The sequence below is a fragment of the Pseudogemmobacter bohemicus genome, assembly GCF_003290025.1.
Classification (GTDB): Bacteria; Pseudomonadota; Alphaproteobacteria; order Rhodobacterales; family Rhodobacteraceae; genus Pseudogemmobacter; species Pseudogemmobacter bohemicus.
On record NZ_QNHG01000003.1, the window covers coordinates 197,812 to 222,937 of the forward strand.

Annotated in this window: 27 protein-coding genes; 9 read left to right on the forward strand and 18 right to left on the reverse strand. The window is 64.8% G+C overall.

Annotated features, from left to right (window positions below):
* Positions 1-41 precede the first annotated feature (41 nt).
* The gene (locus DRF71_RS15740; protein ID WP_232831548.1) at positions 42-2,282 is read right to left on the reverse strand and encodes a TonB-dependent receptor; all 2,241 of its coding nucleotides are present in this window, start codon (positions 2,280-2,282) and stop codon (positions 42-44) included.
* A 201-nt stretch (positions 2,283-2,483) separates the two neighbouring features.
* On the opposite strand from DRF71_RS15740, the gene DRF71_RS15745 reads away from it, so the two are divergent.
* Positions 2,484-3,110 (forward strand): TetR/AcrR family transcriptional regulator, encoded by a 627-nt coding sequence (locus tag DRF71_RS15745; RefSeq protein WP_112311512.1) that lies wholly within the window; start codon positions 2,484-2,486, stop codon positions 3,108-3,110.
* A 21-nt stretch (positions 3,111-3,131) separates the two neighbouring features.
* On the opposite strand, the gene DRF71_RS15750 is transcribed toward DRF71_RS15745, so the two are convergent.
* Positions 3,132-3,746, reverse strand: coding sequence for an enoyl-CoA hydratase/isomerase family protein (locus tag DRF71_RS15750; RefSeq protein WP_112311513.1), 615 nt, complete (start codon positions 3,744-3,746; stop codon positions 3,132-3,134).
* Between the two features lie 140 nt (positions 3,747-3,886).
* On the opposite strand from DRF71_RS15750, the gene DRF71_RS15755 reads away from it, so the two are divergent.
* From DRF71_RS15755 to DRF71_RS15770, 4 genes are all read left to right on the forward strand, one after another.
* Positions 3,887-5,407 (forward strand): DUF2125 domain-containing protein, encoded by a 1,521-nt coding sequence (locus tag DRF71_RS15755; protein ID WP_112311514.1) that lies wholly within the window; start codon positions 3,887-3,889, stop codon positions 5,405-5,407.
* 59 nt (positions 5,408-5,466) lie between these two features.
* Positions 5,467-7,068, forward strand: a complete 1,602-nt coding sequence (locus DRF71_RS15760) for a DUF2125 domain-containing protein (RefSeq protein ID WP_112311515.1) — start codon at positions 5,467-5,469, stop codon at positions 7,066-7,068.
* A gap of 137 nt (positions 7,069-7,205) precedes the next feature.
* Positions 7,206-8,552, forward strand: coding sequence for a TldD/PmbA family protein (locus tag DRF71_RS15765; RefSeq protein WP_112311516.1), 1,347 nt, complete (start codon positions 7,206-7,208; stop codon positions 8,550-8,552).
* On the forward strand, positions 8,539-9,345 hold the full coding sequence (locus DRF71_RS15770) for a 3'(2'),5'-bisphosphate nucleotidase CysQ (protein ID WP_232831549.1): 807 nt from the start codon (positions 8,539-8,541) through the stop codon (positions 9,343-9,345). Before DRF71_RS15765 ends, DRF71_RS15770 begins: the two co-directional genes overlap by 14 nt.
* Positions 9,346-9,757: 412 nt before the next feature.
* Here the strand turns inward: DRF71_RS15770 and DRF71_RS15775 are convergent, their stop codons facing one another.
* The 3 genes from DRF71_RS15775 to DRF71_RS15785 are packed head-to-tail and all read right to left on the reverse strand — an operon-like array spanning position 9,758 to position 11,385.
* The gene (locus DRF71_RS15775) at positions 9,758-10,210 is read right to left on the reverse strand and encodes an NUDIX hydrolase (protein WP_112311518.1); all 453 of its coding nucleotides are present in this window, start codon (positions 10,208-10,210) and stop codon (positions 9,758-9,760) included.
* 18 nt (positions 10,211-10,228) lie between these two features.
* Positions 10,229-10,507 (reverse strand): NfeD family protein, encoded by a 279-nt coding sequence (locus tag DRF71_RS15780; protein WP_112311519.1) that lies wholly within the window; start codon positions 10,505-10,507, stop codon positions 10,229-10,231.
* Positions 10,507-11,385: an SPFH domain-containing protein gene (locus DRF71_RS15785; protein WP_112311520.1), complete on the reverse strand. Its 879-nt coding sequence runs from the start codon at positions 11,383-11,385 to the stop codon at positions 10,507-10,509. Before DRF71_RS15785 ends, DRF71_RS15780 begins: the two co-directional genes overlap by 1 nt.
* Positions 11,386-11,574: 189 nt before the next feature.
* On the opposite strand from DRF71_RS15785, the gene DRF71_RS15790 reads away from it, so the two are divergent.
* Genes DRF71_RS15790 through lpxK form a run of 3 tightly spaced genes read left to right on the forward strand, consistent with a single transcriptional unit; the run spans position 11,575 to position 14,021 of the window.
* Positions 11,575-11,817, forward strand: a complete 243-nt coding sequence (locus DRF71_RS15790; RefSeq protein ID WP_112311521.1) for a DUF4170 domain-containing protein — start codon at positions 11,575-11,577, stop codon at positions 11,815-11,817.
* A 3-nt stretch (positions 11,818-11,820) separates the two neighbouring features.
* Positions 11,821-13,026 carry a 3-deoxy-D-manno-octulosonic acid transferase gene (locus DRF71_RS15795; RefSeq protein ID WP_112311522.1) on the forward strand — a complete coding sequence of 402 codons (1,206 nt, stop codon included), beginning with the start codon at positions 11,821-11,823 and terminating at the stop codon, positions 13,024-13,026.
* Entirely contained in the window at positions 13,026-14,021 is a 996-nt protein-coding gene (lpxK, locus tag DRF71_RS15800; protein WP_112311523.1) for a tetraacyldisaccharide 4'-kinase, read from the forward strand. Before DRF71_RS15795 ends, lpxK begins: the two co-directional genes overlap by 1 nt.
* 84 nt (positions 14,022-14,105) lie before the next feature.
* On the opposite strand, the gene dxs is transcribed toward lpxK, so the two are convergent.
* The 6 genes from dxs to DRF71_RS15830 form a co-directional block, all read right to left on the reverse strand.
* Entirely contained in the window at positions 14,106-16,013 is a 1,908-nt protein-coding gene (gene dxs / locus DRF71_RS15805) for a 1-deoxy-D-xylulose-5-phosphate synthase (protein ID WP_112311524.1), read from the reverse strand.
* A 52-nt stretch (positions 16,014-16,065) separates the two neighbouring features.
* Complete coding sequence (locus tag DRF71_RS15810; protein ID WP_408634542.1) at positions 16,066-16,935, reverse strand: polyprenyl synthetase family protein; 870 nt, start codon at positions 16,933-16,935, stop codon at positions 16,066-16,068.
* Positions 16,932-17,171, reverse strand: a complete 240-nt coding sequence (locus DRF71_RS15815) for an exodeoxyribonuclease VII small subunit (protein ID WP_112311525.1) — start codon at positions 17,169-17,171, stop codon at positions 16,932-16,934. Before DRF71_RS15815 ends, DRF71_RS15810 begins: the two co-directional genes overlap by 4 nt.
* Entirely contained in the window at positions 17,168-18,082 is a 915-nt protein-coding gene (locus DRF71_RS15820; protein WP_112311526.1) for a histone deacetylase family protein, read from the reverse strand. The genes DRF71_RS15815 and DRF71_RS15820 overlap by 4 nt, the downstream gene beginning before the upstream one ends.
* Before the next feature lie 69 nt (positions 18,083-18,151).
* The gene (locus tag DRF71_RS15825; protein WP_112311527.1) at positions 18,152-18,865 is read right to left on the reverse strand and encodes a response regulator; all 714 of its coding nucleotides are present in this window, start codon (positions 18,863-18,865) and stop codon (positions 18,152-18,154) included.
* Positions 18,866-18,889: 24 nt separating this feature from the next.
* Positions 18,890-19,402 (reverse strand): MarR family winged helix-turn-helix transcriptional regulator, encoded by a 513-nt coding sequence (locus DRF71_RS15830; RefSeq protein WP_112311528.1) that lies wholly within the window; start codon positions 19,400-19,402, stop codon positions 18,890-18,892.
* Between the two features lie 144 nt (positions 19,403-19,546).
* Here DRF71_RS15830 and DRF71_RS15835 point away from each other — a divergent pair, with 144 nt between their 5' ends.
* On the forward strand, positions 19,547-20,413 hold the full coding sequence (locus tag DRF71_RS15835; protein ID WP_112312109.1) for a branched-chain amino acid aminotransferase: 867 nt from the start codon (positions 19,547-19,549) through the stop codon (positions 20,411-20,413).
* 83 nt (positions 20,414-20,496) lie between these two features.
* Here the strand turns inward: DRF71_RS15835 and DRF71_RS15840 are convergent, their stop codons facing one another.
* The 7 genes from DRF71_RS15840 to mtgA all read right to left on the reverse strand — a co-directional run bounded on the left by DRF71_RS15840 (position 20,497) and on the right by mtgA (position 25,049).
* Positions 20,497-20,766 carry a hypothetical protein gene (locus DRF71_RS15840; protein ID WP_157971115.1) on the reverse strand — a complete coding sequence of 90 codons (270 nt, stop codon included), beginning with the start codon at positions 20,764-20,766 and terminating at the stop codon, positions 20,497-20,499.
* A gap of 157 nt (positions 20,767-20,923) precedes the next feature.
* Positions 20,924-21,364 carry a glyoxalase superfamily protein gene (locus DRF71_RS15845; RefSeq protein ID WP_112312110.1) on the reverse strand — a complete coding sequence of 147 codons (441 nt, stop codon included), beginning with the start codon at positions 21,362-21,364 and terminating at the stop codon, positions 20,924-20,926.
* Positions 21,365-21,565: 201 nt separating this feature from the next.
* On the reverse strand, positions 21,566-21,994 hold the full coding sequence (locus DRF71_RS15850; RefSeq protein ID WP_112311530.1) for an organic hydroperoxide resistance protein: 429 nt from the start codon (positions 21,992-21,994) through the stop codon (positions 21,566-21,568).
* 69 nt (positions 21,995-22,063) lie between these two features.
* On the reverse strand, positions 22,064-22,243 hold the full coding sequence (locus DRF71_RS15855) for a hypothetical protein (protein WP_112311531.1): 180 nt from the start codon (positions 22,241-22,243) through the stop codon (positions 22,064-22,066).
* Positions 22,244-22,365: 122 nt separating this feature from the next.
* Positions 22,366-23,421, reverse strand: a complete 1,056-nt coding sequence (gene queG / locus DRF71_RS15860; RefSeq protein WP_112312111.1) for a tRNA epoxyqueuosine(34) reductase QueG — start codon at positions 23,419-23,421, stop codon at positions 22,366-22,368.
* 56 nt (positions 23,422-23,477) lie between these two features.
* Positions 23,478-24,143 carry an FtsZ-binding protein FzlA gene (gene fzlA, locus DRF71_RS15865; RefSeq protein WP_112311532.1) on the reverse strand — a complete coding sequence of 222 codons (666 nt, stop codon included), beginning with the start codon at positions 24,141-24,143 and terminating at the stop codon, positions 23,478-23,480.
* Positions 24,144-24,242: 99 nt separating this feature from the next.
* Positions 24,243-25,049, reverse strand: a complete 807-nt coding sequence (gene mtgA, locus DRF71_RS15870) for a monofunctional biosynthetic peptidoglycan transglycosylase (protein ID WP_112311533.1) — start codon at positions 25,047-25,049, stop codon at positions 24,243-24,245.
* Positions 25,050-25,126 lie beyond the last annotated feature (77 nt).

Below are 25,126 nucleotides of genomic sequence, written 5' to 3' on the forward strand. Positions count from 1 at the left end.
CGGGGGCCGCTGCGGAGGCGGTTTCTTCGGGGCTGGCCCGCTCAGAAATCGACCGAGGCCGAAAGGAGCACCGTGCGCGGCGCGCCGTAGCCGCCCGCCAGGTTGCCGCCGGCCCAATAGGCCTCATCGGTGATGTTTTGCACCGTGGCGCGGAGCGCCAGCGGGTTACCCCGCATCTCGGTCTCATAGCGCGCGCCGATATCCAGCACGGTGAACGAGGGCAGCGAGAGCGTGTTGGTGTTGTTCGCATAGCGCTTGCCGGTATGGTTCACATTGGCGCTGAGCGTCAGACCCGGCAGCGAGGGCAGGTCATATTCCACCCCCAGCTTGGCCATGAAAGCGGGTGTTCCCGCCGCTGTCTTGCCGGTGGTGGCCGCCGTGCTGGCCTGGGTCACTTTGGCATCGGTATAAGAGATCCCGCCCAGCAGCCGCAGCCCGTCCTGGACTTCGCCGAACGCGTTCAGCTCGATGCCGCGATTGCGCTGCTCGCCATAGACACCATAGATCAGCGTCACCGGATCGAGATAGGCGCTTGGCTTTTCGATCTGGAACAGCGCGACCGTGGTGGTCAGGTTGCCCAGATCCCATTTCGCCCCGATCTCGACCTGCCTGGTCTGATAGGGCGGCAGCACCTCGCCCGCGTTCAGCGCGGTAGCGGGGGCAGTCTGACCGGCGCTCAGCCCCTCGATATAATTGCCGTAGAAGGAGAGCTGCTCGCTGGCCTTATACACAAAGGCGATGGCGGGCGAGGTCTTGCTGGAATCGTAACTGGCGGTCTGGCTGTAGACGCCCGCCGTGCTGATCGCGATGGTCGAGCTTTTCACCGTCTGATAGCGCAGACCGATGGTCACCTGCAGCCGGTCATCCATGAATTTCAGCGTATCCGACAGGCCGAGGCTGGTCAGCTTCAGGTTCAAAATCGAGGTCGGGCCGCTGGCGTCATAGGCGCTCAGGTCCGGGGCGAGGCCCCAGTCGGGATTGGCGATACTGGTGACCGAGCTGACCCCGAACCGCCTGTCCTTGAAGGTGTTCGAGGAATCGTAGCTGGTTGCGGTCACCACCCAGTCATGGCCGACCTGGCCGGTGATGAAACTGCCCCGGATCCCCGCTTCGCCGGATTTCTGGGTGCCATCGCGTTTTGACCGCACACCGCTGACCGAAAGCGCACCCGCATTGCTGGTGATCTGGCTGGAGGTGATCAGCGCGTCATAGCCGCCCGATTTATGGCCATAGCTGGCCCAGGCGGTCACCGAATCCGACAGGTCGATTTCGCTGCGCAGGATGACGGTCTCGGTCGAATTGGTGTTGAAGGCCCAGGGCGCGGCAAGGGTATTCGTTCCGTCGCGCGGATCGGGCAGCACGGTGACCGCCGCCCCGGCCGAGACGCCGAAATAGTTGATACCCTTCATCTTCTCGCGGATATTGTAATAATCCAGCGAGACCCGGGCCCGCTCGCCGCGCCAGTCCAGCGCCAGCGAACCCATAGTCATTCCGTGTTTCTCGCCATCGACCGCCGTATCGCCATCGCGCGAGACCGCGTTGACCCGGACCCCCCATTCCTTATTCGCGCCAAAGCGGCGGCCGATATCGGCATGAAGGCCGTAAAGGCTGTCTGAACTGTAGGTCGAGGTGAGGCGGGTCAGGGCCTCATCGCCTGCGCGCTTGGGTTGCAGCGCCACGGCACCGCCGACACTGCCGCCGGGCGGCATGCCGTAAAGGAAGGTGGAGGGGCCTTTCAGCACCTCGACCCGCTCGGCCATTTCGGTGGTGCCACGCATATTGGGCGCCATCCCGATCAGCCCGCCAAAGGTCAGATCATCGGCCGAGCTGGAAAAGCCGCGGATCGTATAGGTTTCAAAGATATTGCGCTTGTTCGGCACATAGACCGAAGGATCGGTCGCACCGATCACCGCGCCAACATCCTGGGCCTCGCGGTTCTGCACATAATCTTCGGTATAGGCGACGGTGCTGTAAGGCGTATCCAGCACATCCTTATTGCCCAGCATCCCGACCGCGCTGCCCGATGCCACCTGGCCGCCGGCATAGGGCGCGGGCATGCTGCCGGCCTGCAGCACGATGGTGCCAAGTGAGACCGGCCCCTCTTTCTTCGCCGCCTCATCCTCTTCGGTGGTCTGGGCACCGGCGGGCAGACCCAGCAGGGGCACAAGGGCGAACCCGGTCAGCATCGAGCTCAGCAGCAGCGTTCTGATGCCGGGCCGGAACCGGGGCGAAGGCGTAAGGGTGAGCCTGAAAGGCCCGCAATGCTGGTCGGGTTGGTTCATGGTCATTGTCCCTGCGGTATTTAGTTGCATTATGCTAAACTAAATATGGTTTCAGGCCTATAAACCAATTGACAGAAACCGTCAACTTCTTGCGACATCTTGCGACAAGATGCCGAATTTATTGGATAAAATTAATAACATGCGCTACCTTCCCGATCAGGCCGCAGGGGCGGAAGATGCTTTGGATCAGAAAGGGAAGCCATGAGTCTCAGCAATCCCCCGCCGGGGAAGGGCCGGCCCGCAACCATCACCCGCGACAGGATTGCCGATGCGGGCATTGCCATCGGGCTGAACGATCTGACGGTGGTGGGGGTCGCGGCGCGGCTGGGGGTCAGCCATATGGGGCTTTACAAACATGTGCGCGGCCTTGGCGAGTTGCGGACCCTGGTGGCCGAGGCGGCCTTTCTGCGCTGGGACTTCCCGCCGCCGGGGCCAGAAACGCCGCTGGCCACCTGGCTGTGGGATTTCGCGGACTCGATCTGGCGCCTCGTTGCGGCGCATCCGGGCATCGCGCCCTGGCTTTTGCGCGGCGACAGGATCACACGCGCGATGACGGAGAAAATCGTGGGGCATCAGGAAGATCTGGCCCGGATGCGCGGCCTCAGCTTTGCCCAGGCGCGCTGGCTGATGCTGACCATCGCCTTTCACTGTGTCGCGGTGGCCGATACTGTCTTGCCCGCGCGCGACCAGCCCGCCCCGGGCCCGGCGATCGACCCGGAACATCGTGACGGCATCCGGGCGCTGATCGCCGGTGCGCTGGCGATTCTGGACGAGATCACCAGCTTTCCCTATCCGTCCGAGGTCACCGACCGGGTCGGGGGGCGCTGAACCCGCCCCTCTCGCCCGCGTTCAGAGCGTCATGCCGGCAATCGCGGCCAGGTGGTCGGGCGCCGCTTCCAGCGCGTCTTTTGCCAGCAGGGCGGCGGTTTCCATCAGCGCCTCTGCCGGGACGATGCGCTCGATCAGACCCCAGGCCAGCGCTTCTTCCGCGCCGATCTTCGCTCCGGCCATCAGGATCATCCGCGCCCTGGCCGGGCCGATCAGCCGGATCAGCCGTCCGGGGTCCGAGGGTTGCGGCAAATGGCCAAGCCGCATCACCGGGTAAAAGAAATTCGCGCCCGGAACCGCGATGCGCAGATCGCAGGCCAGCGCGATGCCAAAGGCGCCGCCCGCCAGAGTGCCGTTCAGCGCGGCGATGGAAAGGCCGGGAAAGCCGGCAATCGCGCCCGAGGCCCGTTCCCAGACCGGATCGCGCCCCAGCCCCTGGCCAACCGCCTCAAGATCGGCGCCGGCCGAGAAGACGCGGCCCTCGCCGGTCAGGATCAGCACCCTGATCCCGGCCTCCCAGGCGGTTGCCGCCGCCTGCGCCACCGCGTCCAGCATCGCATGGGTCAGCGCATTGGCCTTGTCGGCGCGGTTCAGGCGGATGATCCGCAAAGCGCCCTGGTCTTCGGTTGCAATCATGCTGGTCGTCCCTTGCTGCCGCCACCTCTGGCCTGTCGAAATTGTCAATTGAATCGCAGGCGGGTCATGTCAACCGCCCCTTGACGCGCCTGTGTCCAGGGCAGACCATAACGGGGTGATTTTTCTGATCGGGGATAGGGATGAAACGCTGGACCATTTCTGCGGCAACTGTGCTTGCCATCGTGATCCCGCTGCAGGCGGCCCAGGCCGTGACCCCCGAAGAGGTCTGGAACAACTGGAAGCTCAGCATCGGCTCGGACGCGACCCTGACCACCCGGTCCGAAACGCGCAATGGCGCGGCGCTGGAAATCCGCGGCATCGAGATCACCAGCACCGGAGGCGAGGCCGGCGCTACGCTGAAAGGCCAGTTCGAAAGCGTGATCCTGACGGATCGCGGCGATGGCTCTGTGCTGGTGCAGTTCCCAAAGGTTCTCCGCTACGAATATAACGAGGCCAGGGCGCAGCCGGGCAAGCCGAATGCCGTCATCGAGATGAGCCAGTCGCCCGGCGGCGAAGTCATCGCCTCGGGCACGGCAGAGGCGGTCCGCTACGATTTCAGCCAGCCGGAAGTCTCTGTGAAACTGGTTGAGGCGCATGACAATCAGGGCACCGTCCAGGATATTCAGCTGAGCGCGAGCCTTGCGCGCATATCGGGCCATTACCTGCTGACCCAGGTTCCGGGCGCCGATTACAAGATCGACATGAAGTCGGAAATCGGTCCGGTGGCGCTGACCATCTCCGGCACCAGGCCCGAAGATAAATCGACTTACTCGGTGACCATGACGATTGATGGCGCCAAAAGCGCGATGGCGGGCACTTTCCTGCCCCCCGAAGCGATGGCGAATCTGAGCGCAGCCATCGCCGCGGGGGCGGAATTCGATATGTCGCTGACCACCGGCGCGCTGGTTCTGGATGTCGATGCTGTCGAGGCGGGCAGCCCCGTCAAGCTTTCGGCCAGGCTCGACAGTTCGGATATGGGCTTCCTGATGAACCGGGCCAATCTTGGCTATGGGATGACGATGATGGGCGGCAATGTGCTGTTCGAGGCCCCTGGCAAGGATATGCAGGATGGCCGTGTCGCCTTTGCCGAGGTGACCCAGCGGATCCTGATGCCGGCCGGCCCGTCTGTCGAAGCCGCTGATTTCAGCTATCTGATGCGGCTGACCGACGTGACCCTGTCCGAGGCATTGTGGACCATCTTCGATCCCGGTGCGGTACTGACGCGCGAGCCGGCGAGTATGATCGTCGATCTGACCGGCAAGGGCGCCTGGCTCTACGATGTCTTCAACACTGCGACAGATGAACCGATGGCGGGTGGTGAGATGCCGCTGCGGCTCGACTCGCTGGCTTTGCGCCAGGTGCTGGTGAAATTCGCCGGGGCCGGTGTCGATGCCAGTGGCGCGCTGACCTTTGACAACACTGATCGCGAAACCTTTCAGGGTTTCCCGGCGCCCGAGGGCAAGATCACCGTCAATCTCTCAGGCGTTTCGGCGCTGCTGGACAAGCTGGTGGCGCTTGGGGTGGTCAGCGCCAATGATCTGACCGGCATTCGGATGGGGATGGCGATGTTCACCCGCCCCGGCGCCGGCCCCGATCAGCTGACGACCGGGATCGAATTCCGCAACAAGGGCCTTTTTGTTAACGGCCAGCAGCTTATGTAACCCGTCAGTGGCGGGGCAGGGGCCCCGCTTGCGCGTCCTTTTCCCTGGAATATCCTGACATGACCTCATCGCTTCGCACCTCCACCGCCCTTGCCGGGTCTTTCGTCCTGATGACAGCGCTTGCGCCCATGGCCATGGCCCAGGGGGTCACCGCCCAGGAGCTGTGGGCGGCCTGGCAGGATGGGGTCGCGCTGGCCGGCGGCACGCTCAGCGCCGAAGAAAGCCGCGAGGGCAACCGGATGATCCTTGCCAATCTGCGCCTTGATATGGGCGACGAGGCCGGGACCCTGCAACTGGAAGAGATGAAGCTGGTCAACCAGGCCGATGGTTCGGTGGCGGTGATCCTGCCCGACCGCTTCCCCTTGATGTTCGAACTGCCCGAGCCGCCTGCCAACGCCTCCCCCGATGCCCCTGGCGCTGCGGATCGGCCGCAAAAGGTCTTTGTCACTGTCGATGCGCCCGATCTGAACCTCGTCGTGCAGGGGCTGGGCGAGCGTGCCGAATTCCAGGCAGCGGCGCCGAAGGTCACGCTGACCCTTGATCGTTTCCTGCCCCCGCTGCCGGAATACGAGGGCGAGGTTAAGGCCAGCGCGGTGCTGGACGGTTTCGGCCTGCGCTATCTCCAGGATCTTGCGACCGATGTGCCGATGATTGATGCGGCCCTTTCCTTTGACGGCCTCAGTGCCGATATGTCCGCCGGCAAAGGCGCCGATGGCAAAGCGATGATGGCCGCGAAAATGGGGAAATCCTCGGCGGCGTTTTCGGGCGCCATGCCGGTCAATTCACCGGCGATGCAGGCGGTCGATGCGGGTATGTCGGGCGGCGATTTCCCGGTCGCGGCCTGGCTTGCCTTGCTGGATGCAGGGATGCGCGGCAATGTCAGCCTGTCGCTGGGCGATACCGAATTCACCGGCGAAGTGAACACCACGGCCACGACGCCCAAAAGCTGGGATATCGGCTTTGCCACGCTGGAATTCATGCTTGGCATCGACGCGACGAAGATCAGCTATTCCTCGGTGCTGAAAGGGTCGGATTTCCTGATCAGGGGCGATATTCCCGATTTCCCGGCTGACAGCATGAGCTACGGGATCGGTGAATACCGCATCGGCTTTGAGGTCGGGCTGAACGGGTTGACCCGGCCCCAGAACTGGTCGGCCGCCTATGTGATGCGCGATATCACCATGTCTGACGAGATGTGGAAACTGGTCGGCAACGGGGTCGGGCTGCCGCAGGACCCGCTGACGCTCGCGCTGGATCTGAGCGGTCGCTATGCGCTGCCGCCCGAGGCGCTGAAACCCGGCTGGGTGCCGGGCGCGACCGGCCTGCCCTTCACCGAGTTCAGCTTTAAGATCAACGAGATGAAACTTGCGGGTCTTGGGGTTCTTTCGGCGGGCCAGGGGGGCCTGGGCTTTGATTTCAGTGATCTGACCACCTTTGACGGGCTGCCGCTGCCTTCGGGGCGGATCTCGGTCCTGACCACCGGTGCCTATGGGCTGATCGACCTGATGGCGAAGGCGGGGCAGATTGGTGAGCAGGAAATCCAGGGCGCCCGCGCCGCGCTTTTGATGATTGGCCGGGCCGGAGAGGCGCCCGACACCCTGCATACCGAGATTGATTTCCGCGAAAAGGGGCTGTTCCTGAACGGGATCAAAATCCGCTGACGGCGCCGGTTCCCGCCCCTGACCGAAGCGGGCCAAAGGGCCAGCCCAGAGCCGCCCGGAGCCCGCCCGGAGGCTGGCATGTCTTGCGCCAGACGCCGGGGCAGACTACCTCTGCCCTGTTCCACGGAGGATGATGCATGTCCGCGCCCGAGCTTGCCGAACTGACCCAGGCCCTTTTGACCGCTGCGCGCAAGGCGGGGGCTGATCAGGCCGATGCGCTGGCGGTGCGCGGCACGGCGCTGTCGGTCGATATCCGCCAGGGCCAGCTGGAACAGGCCGAACGCGCCGAGGGAACCGATATCGGGCTGCGCGTGCTGATCGGCCAGCGCCAGGCCTGTGTTTCGGCCTCGGATATCTCGGCGGCGACGATTGCCGCGCTGGCGGAACGCGCGGTCGCCATGGCGCGCGAGGCGCCCGAGGACAGCGCGATCAGCCTGGCCGGGGCGGAGCAGCTGTCGGCGCTGCGCGATGCGGCAGGGCTTGAGCTGGAAGATGACAGCGCCGATCCCGATGCTGCCGGGCTTGAGGCCGCCGCGCGCGGGCTTGAGGCGGCAGCGCTGGCGGTCGATGGCATCACCCAGGCCGAGGTTTCGGCCACCTTTTCGCGCCGCGCCCTGCATGTCGCGCAGACAAACGGTTTCGCCGGCGGCTATGGCCGCAGCGGACACAGCCGCACGGTGGTTGCCTTCTGCGGCCAGGGCACCGGAATGGAGCGCGACTATGCCGGCGAATCCCGTCCCTGGGTCGGCGATCTGCCCGACCTTGCCGGGATCGGCAGCCTTGCGGCCGGGCGGGCGCTGCAACGCCTTGGCGCGGTCAAGCCGCCGACCGGCACTTTCCCGGTGCTTTATGACGAGCGGGTCGCCTCTTCGCTGATCGGGCATCTGCTGGGCGCAATCAATGGCGAGGCGGTGGCGCGCGGCGCCTCCTGGGCGCGCGATCTGATGGACAGGCCGGTGCTGCCCGCGGGCGTTTCGCTGCGTGAGGACCCCTTGCGCAAACGCGGCTCTTCCTCGCGGTTTTTCGATGCCGAAGGGCTTGCCACCTTTGCCAAGGATTTTGTGGCGGATGGGGTGCTGACCCATTGGGTGCTGGATCTGGCGACCGCGCGCCGGCTGAGCCGCGCCCCCACCGCCAATGCGATGCGCGGCCCCTCGGCGCCGCCTTCGCCCGGAACCACCAATCTGGAGCTGACGCCCGGCGCCGCCAGCCGCGATGATCTCATTGCGCAGATGGGGACGGGGCTCCTGGTCACCTCGCTGATCGGGTCGACCATCAATCCGACGACCGGGGATTATTCGCGCGGGGCCTCGGGCTGGTGGGTCGAGAATGGCCTTCTGTCGCATCCGGTGCATGAATGCACCATCGCGGGCAATCTGCGCGATATGCTGGGGCGGATCATACCAGCCAATGATGCAAGGCCACATCTGGCGATCCGGGTGCCCTCGATCCTGATCGACGGAATGACCATTGCCGGAGCGTGATTTGGGGCCTGGTCGCGATGCCGAAGACCTCGATCTGCTGGAACGCGCGGCGCGGGCCGCCGGACCGATTGCGCTGATCTACTGGCGCCGCGCGCCGGAGGCCTGGGAAAAGCCGGGCGATGCCGGTCCGGTTTCCGAGGCCGATCTGGCCGTTGATCGCAGCCTGCGCGAGACGCTGCTGGCGGCGCGCCCCTCTTATGGCTGGCTGTCCGAGGAAACCCCGGATGATCTCGCGCGGCTGGCGCATGAAGATGTGTTTATCGTCGACCCGATTGACGGCACCCGCGCCTTTCTTGCGGGTGAGAAGGAATTCGCGCTGTCGCTTGCACTGGTCAGGGCGGGCCGCGTGGTGGCGGGCGTGGTGCATCTGCCGGCGCGTGATCTGACCTATACCGCCTGCCGTGGCGGGCCGGCTTTGTGCAATGGCCGCGAGATCCGGGCCTCCTCGCGCGCGGATCTGACCGGCGCCAGCGTGATGACCAACCGCATCAATCTCGACCCGGCGCAATGGCCGGGCGGGGTGCCCGAGGTGAAACGGGTGTTCCGCTCATCTCTCGCGTATCGGCTTTGCCTTGCTGCCGAGGGGCGGGCAGATGCGATGCTGACCCTGCGCCCGACCTGGGAATGGGATGCCGCAGCCGGCAGCATGATCGCTTCGGCTGCGGGGTGCGTGGTCACCGACCGCCGGGGTGATGCGCTGGTCTTCAACCGCGCCGGGGCGCAAAGCGACGGTGTCCTGGCCGCGCCCCCCGCCTTGCACCAGAAGTTGCTGGCCGGCCTTGGGGTCGTCTGAGAGGGCAAGGCCTGGATCTTCGCTGTTTTCGGGCTGTTGGTGACGCTTTGGCAAGCCACTATTCCGGCGCACTTGCCCGACAGATGGCTGGATCCGCCTTTCAGGAGCGCCGGCAGGGCCAGGGCAGAATGCGCCCGCAATTTCCAGGCAATATCGGCTCACGCGGCCATCTGGCGGGCCTCGTTGCCGCCGCATTGCCTGCTCTGTGCAGCCGCGTGTGAAACCCTGCGACTTCGCGGCGCCTGATGGAGTGCTGGTGCCTTTCGGGCTGTCAGGCAGCCTGTCGCGGCATGGTTTCAGGGCCGCTCAGACCTCCTGTCTTCAGGAGTGCAGACTGTCAGCCATAGTTGCAGCGTTTCCAATGACGATCCTTCGGTCCTGGATCCAGGGTTCTGTACGCGCTGCCGGATAGTCAGACTGGCTGCCCGGTGGCGTCAAAACCATAAAGCGGCGCGACGAGGCGCAGGCGTTCGCATAATGCCGGGATGGCGCGGGGATGGCTGAGGTAATCGGCGAGGTGCATCATTTCCCACCGCTGGCCCTCGGTGCCGAAACGGATGCCGGCGATCTCGTCCCCGGTGATCTCGGCGGCAAAGAAAATCCCGGGCAATGTGCCGCCGGCCATGGGTGGGAATTCTGTCCGGTGCGCCAGACGTGCGGCCGGCAGGGTGAGGCCGAATTCCTCGTATAGCTCGCGCAGAAGGCAGGTTTCAGCGCTTTCATCCCCCTCTCGCCCGCCGCCGGGCAGATCCCAGTATCCGGGCCAGGGCAAATGCGGGAAATCGTCGCGCAGATAGGTCAAAAGTCGCGCCTCTCCCTCTTCCCGGTGGAAAAGCGCGGCTTTGGCGCCGCTGAAGCCGGTCATAAGCCGGTTATCCCATTCTTACGGATTTTCGTTGATATCGCGATCCCAGACCTTCACCTGGCCCTCGCGTGTGCCCAGCAGCCGACGGATCACCAGCCATGAGATAAGCGACAGAACCGCGAAAATCGCCAGCAAAAGGGGCAGCCCGGCTGGGATACCGACCAGAACCAGCAGTCCGGTCAACGCCGCACCGACCGCAAAGCCGACAAAGATATAGCCCGGCACGATCACCTCGATGATGCCAAGCGCGAGGCCCAGCACGATCCAGGCCCACCAGGTGCTCCAGATCTGATCCATCACTTGCCTTTCAACATGTTGAATGCATTGCCGAAGGCCTCAAGCGCCTGGGCCGGGATCAGGATCGTCTGCTTGCCCTGACCTTTGGCGACCGATTCCAGCGCCTCGACCTGTTTCAGCGCCACCTGATATTGCGCGGCGGCGATGCCGTTCTCGGCGATGGCGGCGGCGATCACGGCGGTGGCGAAAGCTTCGGCCTCGGCGGTGACGCGCTTGGCTTTTGCCTGTTGCTCGGCCTGGTAAAGCTCGGCATCGGCCTGGAGCTCCACGGCGCGTTTCTTGCCTTCGGCCTCGGTGACCTGGGCGCGGCGGGCGCGTTCGGCATTCAGCTGTTGCAGCATCGCCGAACGTGTCGCATCATCGAGGTTCACGTCAAGGATCTCGGCCCGGGTCACTTCGACGCCCCAGTCATCGACCATGGCCGCGACCTGTTCTTTCACCCGCTCGATCAGTTGCGAGCGGTTGGATTGCACCTGGTCGAGTTCGAGTTTACCGATTTCCGAGCGCACGATGCCGGCGACGGTGGTGGCGATGGCGCCGTCGATATCGCGGATCCGGTAGACGGTCTTTTCCGGTTCGGTCACGCGGTAAAAGACCGAGGTTTCCACCTTGACCAGCACGTTATCGGCGGTGATGGCATCCTGGCTTGCCGAGGGCAGCTGGCGCTCCAGCACCGAAACGCGATGGGCGACGCGGTCCAGGAAGGGCACCACGAAGTTGATCCCCGGCCCCAGCACCGATTTCAGCCGGCCAAAGCGTTCCACCACATGTTTTTCCGATTGCGGCACGATGCGAACGCCAAGGAAAATGCTTAGAATGACAAAGACGGCAATCGCCACCAGGATGATGTTGGTTCCGGAAATATTGTTCAGATCCATATAAAGTTCTCCTGGAATGGCCCGATTACGGGCATTTGCGCGCATTGTGATCGGGGATTGCGTTCATATCAAGGTAAGAGTTTCCTCAGATCGGGCGGCTGGCTTTTCCCCGCAGCGATGGCGCTGTAGAACAGGGGGTGGCGCCAGGCCGGCACAGACGGCCCCGCCCAGCCGTCGGGAAGGAATATCATGGCTCAGAGACTACATCTGGTGTTTGGCGGCGAGCTGGTCTCGCCGGATTCGACCCAGTTCCGCGATGCGGACAAGATCCATATCGTGGGTATGTTTCCCGATTACGAAAGCGCCTGTCGCGCCTGGAAGGCAGAAGCGCAGCGCACCGTCGATGATGCGCATACGCGCTATTTCATCGCGCATCTGCACCGGCTCAGGGATGAAGAGCTGACCGCGCCGCCGGCAGCACAGGCCGGCTGATATATGGCGTCCACCCCGTCCAGAGGCTGGTGGCCGGCAACGGGCCGCCGGACCCGAAGCCGTGCCGAACGGCAGGTCCGTCCCAAAGGTGGGCTGGTCTGGCTGCATGTGCCGGGCCAGGCGTCGCTTTCGGCGATGCGGGAACTGGCGCGGCGGCTGATCGAAGAAGACGGCGCCGCTGTGCTGATGACCGGCGAGGCGGCGGGCACCCGGATCCGGGGTGTGGTTTTTGACGAGGCTCCGGAAGAAGGCGCGCAGATGGTGCGCGAGTTTCTCGACCACTGGCGCCCCGATGCGGTTGTGTTCTCGGAAGGCGAGATCCGGCCGGCCTTGCTGCATGAATGCGCCGAGCGGAAGCTGTTGCTGATCATGGCGGATGCGGGCGATCCCTGGTTCCTGCGCGGGCATGAGAGCTGGATTCCGGGCGCGATGCGGCGGGCGATTTCGGCGCTGACCAGGGTTTATGCGATTGATCAGGCGGCGATGCGGGCCTGGAAGCGCGCCGGTCTGGCGCCCTCGCGGGTGGTTGGCTCGGGCCGGATGGAGGAAAGCTCGCTGGCGCTGCCCTGCCTGGAGGCCGAGCGTGAATATCTGGCAAATGCGATGGTGACGCGGCCGGTCTGGTTCGGCGCCCGGGTGCCGCGTTCCGAGGAAGGCGCGGTGCTGGCGGCGCAGCAATATGCGATGCAGCTGGCGCATCGGCTTTTGCTGATCCTGATGCCGGAAGACCCGGCCCGTGCCAGCCCGCTGGCGCGGGAGCTGGCCGGGCAGGGATGGATCACCGCCTCGCGCAGCGATGAGGAAGAGCCCGAGACAGAGACCGCGATCTATATCGTGAATGATCTGGCCGAGATGGGTCTCTGGTATCGGCTGGCCCCGGTCAGCTATCTGGGCGGTGGCCTGTCCGGGACGGGGCTGCTCACCAGCCCGCTGGAGCCGGCGGCGCTTGGTTCGGCGATCCTGCATGGGCCACGGCCGGGGGGGTTTGGTCCGCAGATCGGCCGGCTTGGTGCGGCGCGGGCGGCGCGGGCGGTGGCCTCGATCCGCGATCTGAGCGAGGCGCTTGGCGATCTGCTGGCGCCCGACCGGACGGCAAGGCTGGCCCAGGCGGCCTGGGGCGTGGTCTCGGACGGGGCCGAGGTGACCGAGGCGGTGCTGGCCGATCTGCGCAAGGCGCTGGCCGGCACGACGGCGCGGAGCCGGGCCTGATGCGTGCGCCCGGCTTCTGGGGTAACCCGCCGGAGAGGCCCGGGCTCGCGGCACGGCTTTTGCAGCCGCTGGGGGCATTATACGCGGCGGCAACGGCGCGGCGGCTCAGGCGCGGCGCCGGTTACCGCGCGCCGGTGCCGGTGATTTGCGTGGGCAATCTGAATGCCGGAGGGGTGGGGAAGACCCCGACCGTGATGGCGCTGATCGCGCATCTGAGCGCGCGCGGGCATCGCGTCCAGGTGGTGACGCGGGGTTATGGCGGTTCGGCCGGGGGGCCGCTGCGTGTGGATGAGGCCCGCCACGGCGCCGGTCTGGTCGGGGATGAGCCGCTGTTGCTGGCACCCTTCGCGCCGGTCTGGGTGGCGAAGGACCGTGCCGAAGGGGTGAAGGCGGCGGTCGCGGATGGGGCAGGGGTGATCCTGCTGGATGACGGGCATCAAAATCCGGGCGTTGAGAAGGATCTGTCGCTGGTGGTGGTGGATGCGGGGCAGGGCTTTGGCAACGGGCTCTGCATCCCGGCAGGGCCATTGCGCGAGCCGGTGGCGGCGGGGCTGGCCCGGGCCGATGCCCTGCTGGTGATCGGCACGGCAGAGGCGCGGGCGCGTTTCGGGCGTGAATGGGGGCCAGCCATGGCGGAGCTGCCCCGGCTTGGCGGCCGGCTGGTGCCTTTGCAGATGGGGATGGACTGGCAGGGAGAGCGGGTTCTGGCCTTTGCCGGGATCGGCAATCCGGAGAAGTTCTTTGCGACGCTCAGGGCCGAGGGCGCGCAGGTCCTGCGGGCCGAGGCGCTGGATGATCACCAGACGCTTTCGCCCGCGCTGATGGCGCGGCTTGAGGCGGAAGCGATGCTCCTGGGCGCGCAGCTGGTAACGACTGAAAAAGACGCAGCGCGGCTGCCGGCGTCGTTCCGGCCGAAAGTCCTGACGCTGGTGGTGCGGCTGGAAATCGAGGACTGGGCGCCGTTTGATGCCCTGCTGACTCCGCTGCGCCTGTGACCCGAAATCTGTACAGATTTCGGACAAATTCCTGAACAGGAATTTTGCCGTTTCCTGATCAGGAAACGGGCGCGTGGGGTGGCGTCAGGCCCGGTTTCTGGCCGTGACGACGCCCAGCACGTCCAAGACCTTTGCCTCGATCTGCGCCGCATCCATGCCGGCGATCCGGTACATCGCCTCCGGGCTGGCCTGGTCGATGAAAATATCCGGCAGCACCATCGTGCGGAATTTCAGCCCGCGGTCAAACAGGCCCTCATCCGCCAGAAGCTGTGCCACATGGCTGCCAAAGCCGCCCACCGCGCCCTCTTCCACCGTGATCAGCGCCTCATGCTCGCGCGCCAGTCGCAGGATCAGCGCCTGGTCCAGCGGTTTGGCAAAGCGCGCATCCACCACGGTTGGCGCGAGGCCCCGGGCCGCCAGCGCCTCGGCGGCTTTCAGCACCTCGGCCAGCCGCGTCCCAAAGGAGAGAAGCGCCACACGATTGCCCTCATGCAGCATGCGGCCACGGCCGATCTCCAGCACCGCGCCGCGCGCCGGCATCTCGACGCCCATCCCCTCGCCCCTGGGGTATCGAAAGGCGATCGGGCCCTCATCCCAGGCGGCTGCGGTTGCCACCATATGGCGCAGCTCGGCCTCATCGGCCGCCGCCATTACCACCATGCCCGGCAGGTTCGCCAGAAACGCTACGTCGAACGATCCGGCATGGGTCGCCCCATCGGCGCCCACCAGCCCGGCGCGGTCGATGGCGAAACGCACCGGCAGCCGCTGGATCGCCACATCATGCACCACCTGGTCATAACCGCGCTGCAAAAAGGTGGAATAAATCGCGCAGAAGGGTTTCATCCCTCCCGCCGCCAGCCCAGCCGAAAAGGTCACCGCATGTTGCTCGGCGATCCCCACGTCAAACAGCCGGCGCGGAAACCGGGCGCCAAACAGGTCAAGACCGGTCCCATCCGGCATCGCCGCCGTCACGCCGATGATCTTCTCGTCGCGCTCGGCCTCCTGGATCAGGCTTTCGGCGAAGACCTTCGTATAGGATGGCGCGTTCGACGGAGCCTTTTTCTGCTCCCCTGTCACCAGGTCGAATTTCGCCCGTGCATGGCCGCGATCAGGTGAATTCTCGGCCGGCCCATAGCCCTTGCCCTTTTTCGTCAGCACATGCAGCAGCACCGGCCCGGTCGCCCGCGCCTTCAGCATGCGCAAGACCGGCAGCAGCTGGTCGAGATCATGGCCGTCAATCGGCCCGACATAGGTAAAGCCCAGCGATTCAAACAGCGTGCCGCCCACCGCCATACCCTTGAGCATCTCCTTCGCCCGCCGCGCGCCTTCCTGCAACGGGCCGGGCAACAAAGACACAAACCCTTTCGCGGCCTCTTTCAGGTCCTGCATCGGGGCCTCGGAATAAAGCTTGCTGAGATAGGCCGACAACGCCCCCACCGGCGGCGCAATCGACATCTCATTGTCGTTCAGCACCACGAAAAGCCGCTTCTTCAGCGCACCGGCATTGTTCATCGCCTCGAACGCCATGCCCGCCGACATCGAGCCATCGCCGATCACCGCAATCGCGTCGCCGGCATCGCCGCCAAGATCCGCGGCACAGGCAAAACCAAGCGCTGCCGAGATCGAGGTCGAGCTATGCGCCGCGCCAAAAGGATCATAGGGGCTCTCCGATCGTTTGGTGAACCCGGACAGCCCGCCCTCCATCCGGAGCGTCCGGATCCGGTCGCGCCGCCCGGTCAGGATCTTATGCGGGTAACACTGATGCCCGACATCCCAGATCAGCTTGTCCTTCGGCGTGTCGAATACCGCATGGAGCGCGACGGTCAGCTCCACCACCCCGAGCCCCGCGCCCAGATGGCCGCCGGTGACCGAGACCGCCGAAACCGTCTCGGCCCGGACCTCATCGGCCAGCTGGCGCAATTCGGCATCGGAAAGCGCCTTCATGTCCGACGGGAAGCTCACCCGGTCGAGGATGGAAGGGGATGCTGCCATGGGTCATGTTCCTCGGGAAGCGGCTTTGCCTGATGAGACAGGCCAGTTGTGTTCAGGCCAGTCTTGATATGCTGAAACGGGCTGCGGCGACAAGGTTTGCCGCCCTTTCGCCGTAAGGGGCAAGGGCCGCCTCGGCCTCCGAGATCAGCGCTTCGGCGCGGGCGCGGGCCGGTTCCAGCCCCAATAGCGAGACGAATGTGGCCTTGCCGCGCCCCTCATCCTTGCCGGTGCGCTTGCCGGTGGTATTGGCATCGCCGGTCACATCCAGCACATCGTCATGGATCTGGAAGGCAAGGCCCAGAGCCGCCGCATAGGCCTGCAAAGGGGCTGGATCGGCGCCTGCGATCAGCGCGCCGGCACTGGCGGAAAAGCGGATCAGCGCGCCGGTCTTGCCGGCCTGCAGCGTGGTGATTTCCGTAAGCGTCAGCGCCCGGTCTGCGGTTTCCGCCGCGATATCCAGTGCCTGGCCCCGCACCATGCCCTCGACACCCGAGGCTTTGGCCAGCGCCGCGACCAGCGCGATCCGCCGCTCTGCCGACCCGATCACGGGGTCGGTCAGCAATTCAAATGCCAGCGTCTGCAAGGCGTCGCCGGCAAGGATCGCGGTCGCCTCGTCCCATTTCACATGCAGGGTCGGCTGGCCGCGGCGCAGATCATCATCATCCATCGCCGGCAGATCATCATGCACGAGGCTATAGGCATGCAGCGCCTCGACCGCAGCCGCAACCGGCAGAGAGGCTGCATTCGCCACCCCATGCAGCCGCGCGCTTTCCAGCACCAGAAAGCCGCGCAGCCCCTTGCCGCCGCGCAAAGCGTAACGCATCGCCTCCACCACCGGCAGATCGCCGCGCGCTGCCAGAATACCGGCCAGCCAGCGCTGCACCTGCAAGGCGTCGGATTTCAGCAGATCCTGAAAGCTCACAGCCCCTCCGCCGGAGCGGTACCAACAGCCTTGCCCTCCTGGACGCGGATCAATTCGACGCGCGCCTCGGCCTCGGCCAGCCTGGCCGCGCAGTGCTTTTTCAGACTGTCGCCATATTCGTATAGGCTGATCGACTGTTCCAGCGCGACATCGCCGCGTTCCAGCTGGCCCACCACCGATTCCAGCTCCGCCATGGCGTCTTCGAAACTCATCTCCGCAACGGGTTTCTGGCTCATCTCATCGTCCTGCTCAGCTCGCTCACATGCGCGCGGACCGTATCGGCCAGCGCGCTCAGATCATAGCCCCCTTCAAGGCAGGATACGACCCCCGCGCCGGAACCCGCCGCCAGATCCATGATCGCCCGCGTCAGCCGGGCGAAATCCGCCGTGGTCCAGCCAAGGCCACCCAACGGATCGTCGATATGCGCATCAAAACCGGCGCTGATCAGGATCAGCTCCGGTCTCCAGTCTTTCAGCCGCTCCAGCCCGGGCGCCCAGGCTGCCCACATCGCCCGCCCGTCCGAGCCGGGGCGCAGCGGCAGATTGGTGACCTGGCGATGGGCGCCGCGCTCCTCTTCGGAGCCGGTGCCGGGAAAAAGCGGCATCTGATGCGAAGAGACCAGCCGCACCCGCGCCTCGTCCCAGAGCAGATCCTGGGTGCCATTGCCATGATGAACGTCGAAATCCAGCACCGCCACGCGGGAAAGCCCGTGATGATCCAGCGCCCGCTTCGCCGCAATCGCTACGGTGCCGAAGAGGCAAAACCCCATCGCCCTGTCCGCTTCCGCATGATGCCCCGGAGGCCGCGCCGCCAGAAACGCCGCCCGCGCCTCTCCGCCCAGCACGGCATCCACCGCCGCACAGGCGCCCCCGACCGCGCGCATCGCCGCCTCCCACGAACCCGGAGACAGCCAGGTATCCCCATCGACCGCCCGCAGCCTCTCCGCAGGCACCGCCGCCTTCAGCCGCGCCACATAGGCCGCAGGATGACAGCGCAAAAGCTCCGACTCCGCGGCCACCGGAGCCTCGCGCCGTTCTGCCAGAAGCCCCGCCAGCCCATGCGCAACAGCCGCCATCCGCTCCGGTCTTTCCGGATGCCCCTCGGGCACCAGATGCTGCGCAAAAGCCTCTTCCGAGAAAACCAGCATCAACGCCTCTTCCTCTTGACACAAATACTCCGGGGGGTGCGGGGGGCGGGCCCCCCGCGTTGCGCGGCCTCAGTCCGGCGCCAGCATATAGCCCTCGCCGCGCACCGTCTGCAGATAGCGCGGCGCCTTGGGGTCATCCTCGATCTTGCGCCTGAGCCGCGTGATCTGCACATCGACCGCGCGTTCCTGGGCTTCCTCCACGCGGCCCATGTCGAGGACCAGCCGCTCGCGCGAGATCGGCTCATTGGCACTGGCAGCGAAAAGCCGCATCAGTGCGGCTTCCGTCGCGGTCAGTCGCACCAGTTCCGGCCCGCGCCACAACTCGCCCCGGTCCATATCATAGCGCACCGCGCCCATATGCAGCGTCTTCGGCGGCTGATCCGTCTCGCTTACCTGCGGCACCCGGCGCAGGATCGCGGCGACGCGCAGCAAAAGCTCTTTCGGTTCAAAGGGTTTCGCGAGGTAATCATCCGCCCCGGCCTCCAGCCCCTCGATCCGGTTCGCCGTCTCGCCCCGCGCGGTCAGCAAGAGGATCGGCACCGAGGTCTTCTTCCGCAGATCGCGGGTAAGCGCGATGCCATCCTCATCGGGCATCATCACATCGAGGATCAGCATGTCGAATTCCAGCCCCGCCAGCAGTCGCCTGGCCTGGGCGGCATCTTTCGCCACCGTCACCATATAGCCGCTGCGCACGAGGAATTTCTGCAACAGAACCCGGATCCGCTCGTCATCATCGACGACGAGAAGATGAATATCTGCCGCCTGTTGCCCCGCACCGGTCATGCCCCGCTCTCCCTTTGCACTGCCTCAGGCGCCATCTCTCAGACGGTTGTAATAGTCGCGAAGCCCCGGGTCCATCATCGCCTCAAGCACCTGCCGGAAACCCTGCACCGCGACCGGCCCGGCGGCGCGGTAAGCCGCCCGCATCCTGGCCCGTTGCGCGTCCGAAAGACTTTTCTCCATCGCCTCGCCCTTTTCGGTCAGGAAGAGATGCCGCTCGCGCCCGTCGCGGCGGCCCTTTTCGCTGCGGACATGGCCATCGTCGATCAGGGTGCGCAGAACCCTGTTCAGGCTCTGCTTCGTGACGCCCAGGATCCCCAGCAGGTTCGACACCGTCGTTCCCGGGCTGCGATGGATGAAATGGACGGCCCGGTGATGGGCGCGGCCATAATCCATCGTCTCCAGAATCCGGTCCGGATCGGCGGTAAAGCCGCGATAGGCGAAGAACATCGCCTCGATTCCCTTGCGCAACTGCTCATCGGTCAGAAAGAGCAGGTTCTCGCCGCCGCCACCCGTTGCGGTGCCTGATAGCTGAGACATGGTAAGCCTCCTTTTTCAGCGGAATTTACGTCAGCCTTGTTGACTTTCCAAGTCATAAAGCGTAGCGAGTCGGCAGTTGAGCGCAAGATAATGCAAGTGCAGCATGATGATCGCGCAACTTTCGTAAAAATGGAGGGCCGGGATATGGCGGCATATGACGATCGTGATGGCTGGATCTGGATGGACGGCAAGCTTGTCCCCTGGCGTGAGGCGAATGTCCACGTCCTGACCCATGCGCTCCATTACGCCTCCTCGGTTTTCGAGGGCGAGCGTTGCTATAATGGCAAGATTTTCAAGGGCGTCGAGCATTCGATGCGCCTGCGCAAATCGGCGGAACTCCTGGATATGGAGATCCCCTACAGCGTCCAGGAAATCGAGGCCGCCAAATACGAGATGCTGAAGGCCAATGGCTGGACCGATGCCTATGTGCGCGCCATCGCCTTCCGGGGCGCAGGCGATGAGATGGGTGTCTCGGCGGTGGGCAACCCGGTGCGTCTGGTGATCGCAGGCTGGGAATGGGGCGCCTATTACGGCGACGCCAAGATGAAGGGTGCAAAGCTCGACATCTCGAAATGGCGCCGCCCGGACCCTGCGACCATCCCGTCGGCAGCCAAGGCGGCAGGTCTTTACATGATCTGCACCATGTCGAAACACGCGGCCCAGGCCAATGGCTGCTCGGACGCGCTGATGATGGATTACCGCGGCTATGTCGCCGAGGCGACCGGCGCGAATATCTTCTTCGTCAAGGATGGCGAGGTGCATACGCCGCTGCCCGATTGCTTTCTGAACGGCATCACCCGCCAGACGGTGATCGGCCTTCTGAAAGAAAAAGGTCTCACCGTGCATGAACGCCATATCATGCCGACCGAGCTGGCCGATTTCGAACAATGCTGGCTGACCGGCACTGCCGCCGAGGTTACCCCGGTCGGACAAATCGGCGGCTTCACTTTTGAGGTTGGCGCCATCGCCCGCGACATCGCGGAAACCTATGAGCGTCACGTTCGCGCGTAATGCGGCGACATCGAAGACAAATAAAAACGGCGGGGCAAATGCTCCGCCGTTTTCGTTTCACCAGTTTGTTTCACCCGGGCGGCTCAGCCCAGGAAGCGGGCGACCGGATTGCAGAGATAAAGATGTGCATAGGTCACCGAAGGATATTGCGGCGCGTGGATCTGGCGGCTGGACGCGTAATGCGCGACACGGTTGCGGGTGGCGCAGGTCTGGCTGGCAATGCGTGCCGCCTCGCCATCGGGAGTGGTCCCCGGGCCCTGTACAGTGACGCTGTCGCCATTGAAATCGGTCACCACGACCGGGGCAACACAGCCCGAAAGGGCAAGCATAATAAGTCCGGCTTTCAGTTTCATACTCGTCTCCTTCGCCGGATGAAATGCATCCGGACGGTATTGCATATTCCGCTTCATGTTTGTGTTTCGCCGGGGGTAATGCCGACTGTGAAACACAAAAAAAAGAGGCGCAGGAAGGTGTTTCCTGCGCCTCGATTGCAATCTCAGGTTGTCAGATTTATGGCGCGCTCAGCGTCAAATGTGGCATCCCGTCCGAAGTGCGGTCGAAGGACCGCCCCGAAGCATCCACCACCTTTCGGATGCGGCTGCGGTAATTCGAAAAGCTGTCGAATGTCACCACATCCACTGCCTGGTCGAGCTGCAACTCCACCTCATAGCGGGTCTCGGAGAGCGCGGTGATGCCGATCACCTCGGCCAGAAACTCCTGGCCCAGATAGCGGCCCGCCGTGATGTCGCCGACCCGCACCGGCGGCTGCGGCCGGTTGCCGGCCCGGGCATGCAGCGTGTTCCAGTCACGAAAGCCATGCGCCTTTGCCACCAGCTCCAGCGCGGCGGAATGGCTGACCTCCTGGCCCTGCTGTGCCAGCCCGGCACGCCGCGCTTTCGCCTGAGCCCTGGCCTGATCAATCGTCGGAATATGTGTCGGGACCTGTCCCATCGCCTTTGCGTCCTTTTCAGAGCGCCGGGTGCTTTCGGATGGAGCCTGCATTGCCATCGAGCCCGGCCTGAATCAGGGGCGGCGGATCGGTTGTTCCGGTTTCACCATGGCGAAAGCCTGCAGGCGGCAGGGACCGGACCCCTGCCGCCGCAGTAGGCGCAGATGCGTCTCTGGTCAAGCAGATCTCTGGTCAAGCAGGAGTCAGGCCAGGACCGTCTCGACCTCGATATTGCCTTTGGTTGCATTCGAGTAAGGGCAGATGAAATGTCCGCGTTCAACGATCTTCTCCGCCGCGCCGCGCTCGACGCCGGGCAGGCTGACCGTCAGTTTGACTTTCAGCCCGAACCCGCCATCCTGGCGCGGCCCGATGCCCACCTCTGCCTTCACCGTCGCCTCATCCGGCACCGTTCCCAGCTTTTCCGACGAGGCCGCGAAGCGCATCGCACCCAGATAGCAGGCGGCATAGCCAGTCGCGAACAGCTCTTCCGGGTTATGCCCGAGCCCCGAGCCGCCAAGCTCTTTCGGACTGGCCATGGTCACGGTCAGCTGGCCGTTATCGAGGCCCGCAACACCGTTCCTGCCACCCCCGGTCGCCTTGGCCGAGGTCTTGTATTTCACATCGACGGACATGATCGCTCCTTGCGAAAAAAGGCCCGGCCCCGATGCCGCACGTCCTGCGCGACCGGGCCGGGTATTGTCTCAGACCATGCGCCCGCGGGCGATGCGCAGGAATTGCCGGATCCGGGTTGGGCCGGCGCCGTCACGCGGCTTGTGGAACGTATCGCGCCCGGTTTCGTCGCGCCTTCGGGCGATGCTCAGGAAGGCCTTGACCCGTGCGCCGGTGGTGGCTGTGCGTTTGTCAGCGAGATGCTTGCTCATAACGTCCTCCTCACGTCAGCGGTGATGTCATGGCAGCCTGGCACAACCGGCGCATCTTCCCAAGCCCGTAATCCTGCATCTGCGAAACACGCGCGCAAACCGGCCCGGCTGTCGGACCCGGGTCAGGCAGGGTCCCGCCCGGACAGGCGCGAGATCGCCCATTGCGCGGCATCCGCCACCACCGGATCGGGATCGGCACAAAGCGCCCCGGCTGCCGCCCGCAGCCGCGCCTCGCCGGAATTCCCGATGGCATAAAGCACGTTTCTGACAAAGCGGTCGCGCCCGATCCGCTTGATCGGGCTGCCGGCAAAACGGGCCCGGAACGCGGCATCATCGAGACGCGCCAGCTCGGCCAGCTCCGGTGCGCCCACCTTCGGCTGATAGCCGATCTCTTTTGCGGCGACGGCGAATTTGTTCCAGGGGCAGGCCGCCAGGCAATCATCGCAGCCATAGATCCGGTTCCCCATCCTCGCGCGCAGCTCGGGCGCGACCGGCCCCCTGTGCTCGATGGTCAGGTAAGAGATGCAACGTCGCGCATCCAGCTGATAGGGCGCGGGAAAGGCATCGGTCGGGCAGGCGGTGAGACAGGCCCGGCAAGAGCCGCAATGCGAGACCTCGGCCCCGTCCTTCGGCAAATCCAGCGTGGTGAAGATGGAACCCAGAAAGAACCAGTTCCCCAGCTCACGGCTCAGAAGATTGGTGTGCTTCCCCTGCCAGCCCAGACCCGCCGCCTCGGCCAGAGGCTTCTCCATCACCGGCGCGGTATCGACAAAGACCTTGATCTCCTCGCCCGCAGTCTGATCCAGCAACCAGCGCCCCAGCCGCTTCAGCCGCCGCTTGACCAGATCGTGGTAATCCTTGCCCTGGGCATAGACCGAAACCGCCGCCCGGTCGCGCAACTCCAGCACCGCACGCGGGTCCTCCCCGGGCGTATAGACTTCCGCCAGCATGATCACCGACCGCGCCTCGGGCCAGAGCGCCCCCGGCGCTCCCCGCCAATGCTCCCGCTCGGCCATCCAGCCCATGGTCCCGTGCCGCCCGGCCTCCAGAAAGGCGCGCAGCCGCGCAGCCGTCCCCGGCACGGCATCCGGCGCACAGATCCCCATCTTCGAGAACCCTTCCTCCAGCGCGCGCGCCTCCAGCCGTGCTTTCAGATCGGTGTGGGTCTCACCTTTCATCTGTCCGAAAATATCCTGCGGGGGACCGGGGGTGCAAAACCCCCGGCGGGCTGACATCAGAAATCCAGATCGGTATATTGCCGGGGCGGCGGGAAACCCGGTACCTGGTCCGCGAGCAGCGTCCGGAACGAGGGTCGCGACTTGATCTTGGCATACCAGTCCTTGACCACCTCATGGCGGTGCCAGTCCACATCCGAAATGTAGTCCAGGCTCGACAGATGCGCCGCCGCCGCCAGATCGGCCAGCGTCATCACATCCCCGGCCAGCCAGGACCGCCGGTCCAGCAGCCAGGCCATGTAATCGAGGTGATATTTGATCTTGCTGGCCCCGGATTTCACATTCTTCGAATCCGGATAGCCCTCTTTCGTCAGCTTTTTGTTCACCCGTTCATACAAGAGCTTCGAGGTCACTTCCTGATGGAACTTGTCGTCAAACCAGGTGCAGAGCCGGCGCATCTCATAGCGCGCCTCGGGATCCCTCGGCACCAGCGGCGGCTGGCTGACCGTTTCGTCGATATATTCGCAGATCGCCTGGCTCTCGCTCAGCAGCCGGCCATTCAGCCGCAGGATCGGCACCTTGCCGGCCGGGTTGCGGCGCAGGAAATCCTGGCCCTGCTCCCAATAGCGTTCCTCGACGAGTTCGACCTCGATCTTCTTTTCGGCCAGTGTCAGCCTGACCTTGCGGCAAAATGGCGAAAGCGGAACGTGATAAAGTCGGTTCATGTGACAGCTGCCCGAAAACTTCTTAAACTCCTAGCCCCTGGCGGTCCCGCGATCAATCCCGCAACCGGCCGTGGCCACAACAGACGGCAAAACGGCGCGCTATTCAAAGCAGGAGGCGCGGCCATCCGCCTGGATCGTCTCGGCCCCCGACATGATCGCGCGGGTGCGCTTCCTCACAAAATCCGAGGGTTTCGACGCCGAGCGCCCCTTGGGATCGGGCAGCACCGCCGCCAGCCGCGCCGCCTGCAGCGAGGTCAGATCCTTTGCATCCACCCCGAAATAGTGCCGCGCCGCTGCCTGAATGCCGAAAACCCCCTCATCGAATTCGGCGACATTCAGATAGACCTCCAGGATGCGCTCTTTCGACCAGAAAAGCTCGATCACCGGGGTCAGCGCCGCTTCGGCCGCCTTTCGCACATAGGAGCGGCCATGCCAGAGGAACACATTCTTCGCCACCTGCTGCGTGATGGTCGAGGCGCCCCGGTTCGACCCGGAATTGATCGCATCGCGGATCGCGGCCATGTCAAAGCCCCAGTGGTTGCAGAAATTTGCATCCTCTGCCGCCACGGCTGCCCGCCCCATCACCGGCGCGATTTCCTCCCAGGACACCCATTCCCGTGCGACAGAGCCCAGCCGCCATTTCTCTTGCAACTGATAGATATTGATCGGCGGCGGCAGAAAGCTGAACAGCAGGATCAGGATCACAAAGAAGCCGGCAACCGCCAGCACCAGTCGCAGCGTCCAGCGCCTGATCTGCGCGAACAGCCCGCGCCGGGCGGGTGCAGCGCCGGCCGCCCCGCCCGCAGACACCTTGCCCGCAGACGCCCCGCCTGCAGACGGCTTTTTGCGTGGCTTTCGGACCACGGGCGTCTTTTCCTCGGGCTGCTCAACGATCTCATCGGCCATGGTCCTGCAATGGCCTGTTCAGGCCCCATGCGTCAAGTCGTGCGAGATGCCCTGTGGCAGGTGCCGGTGGGGCAGGT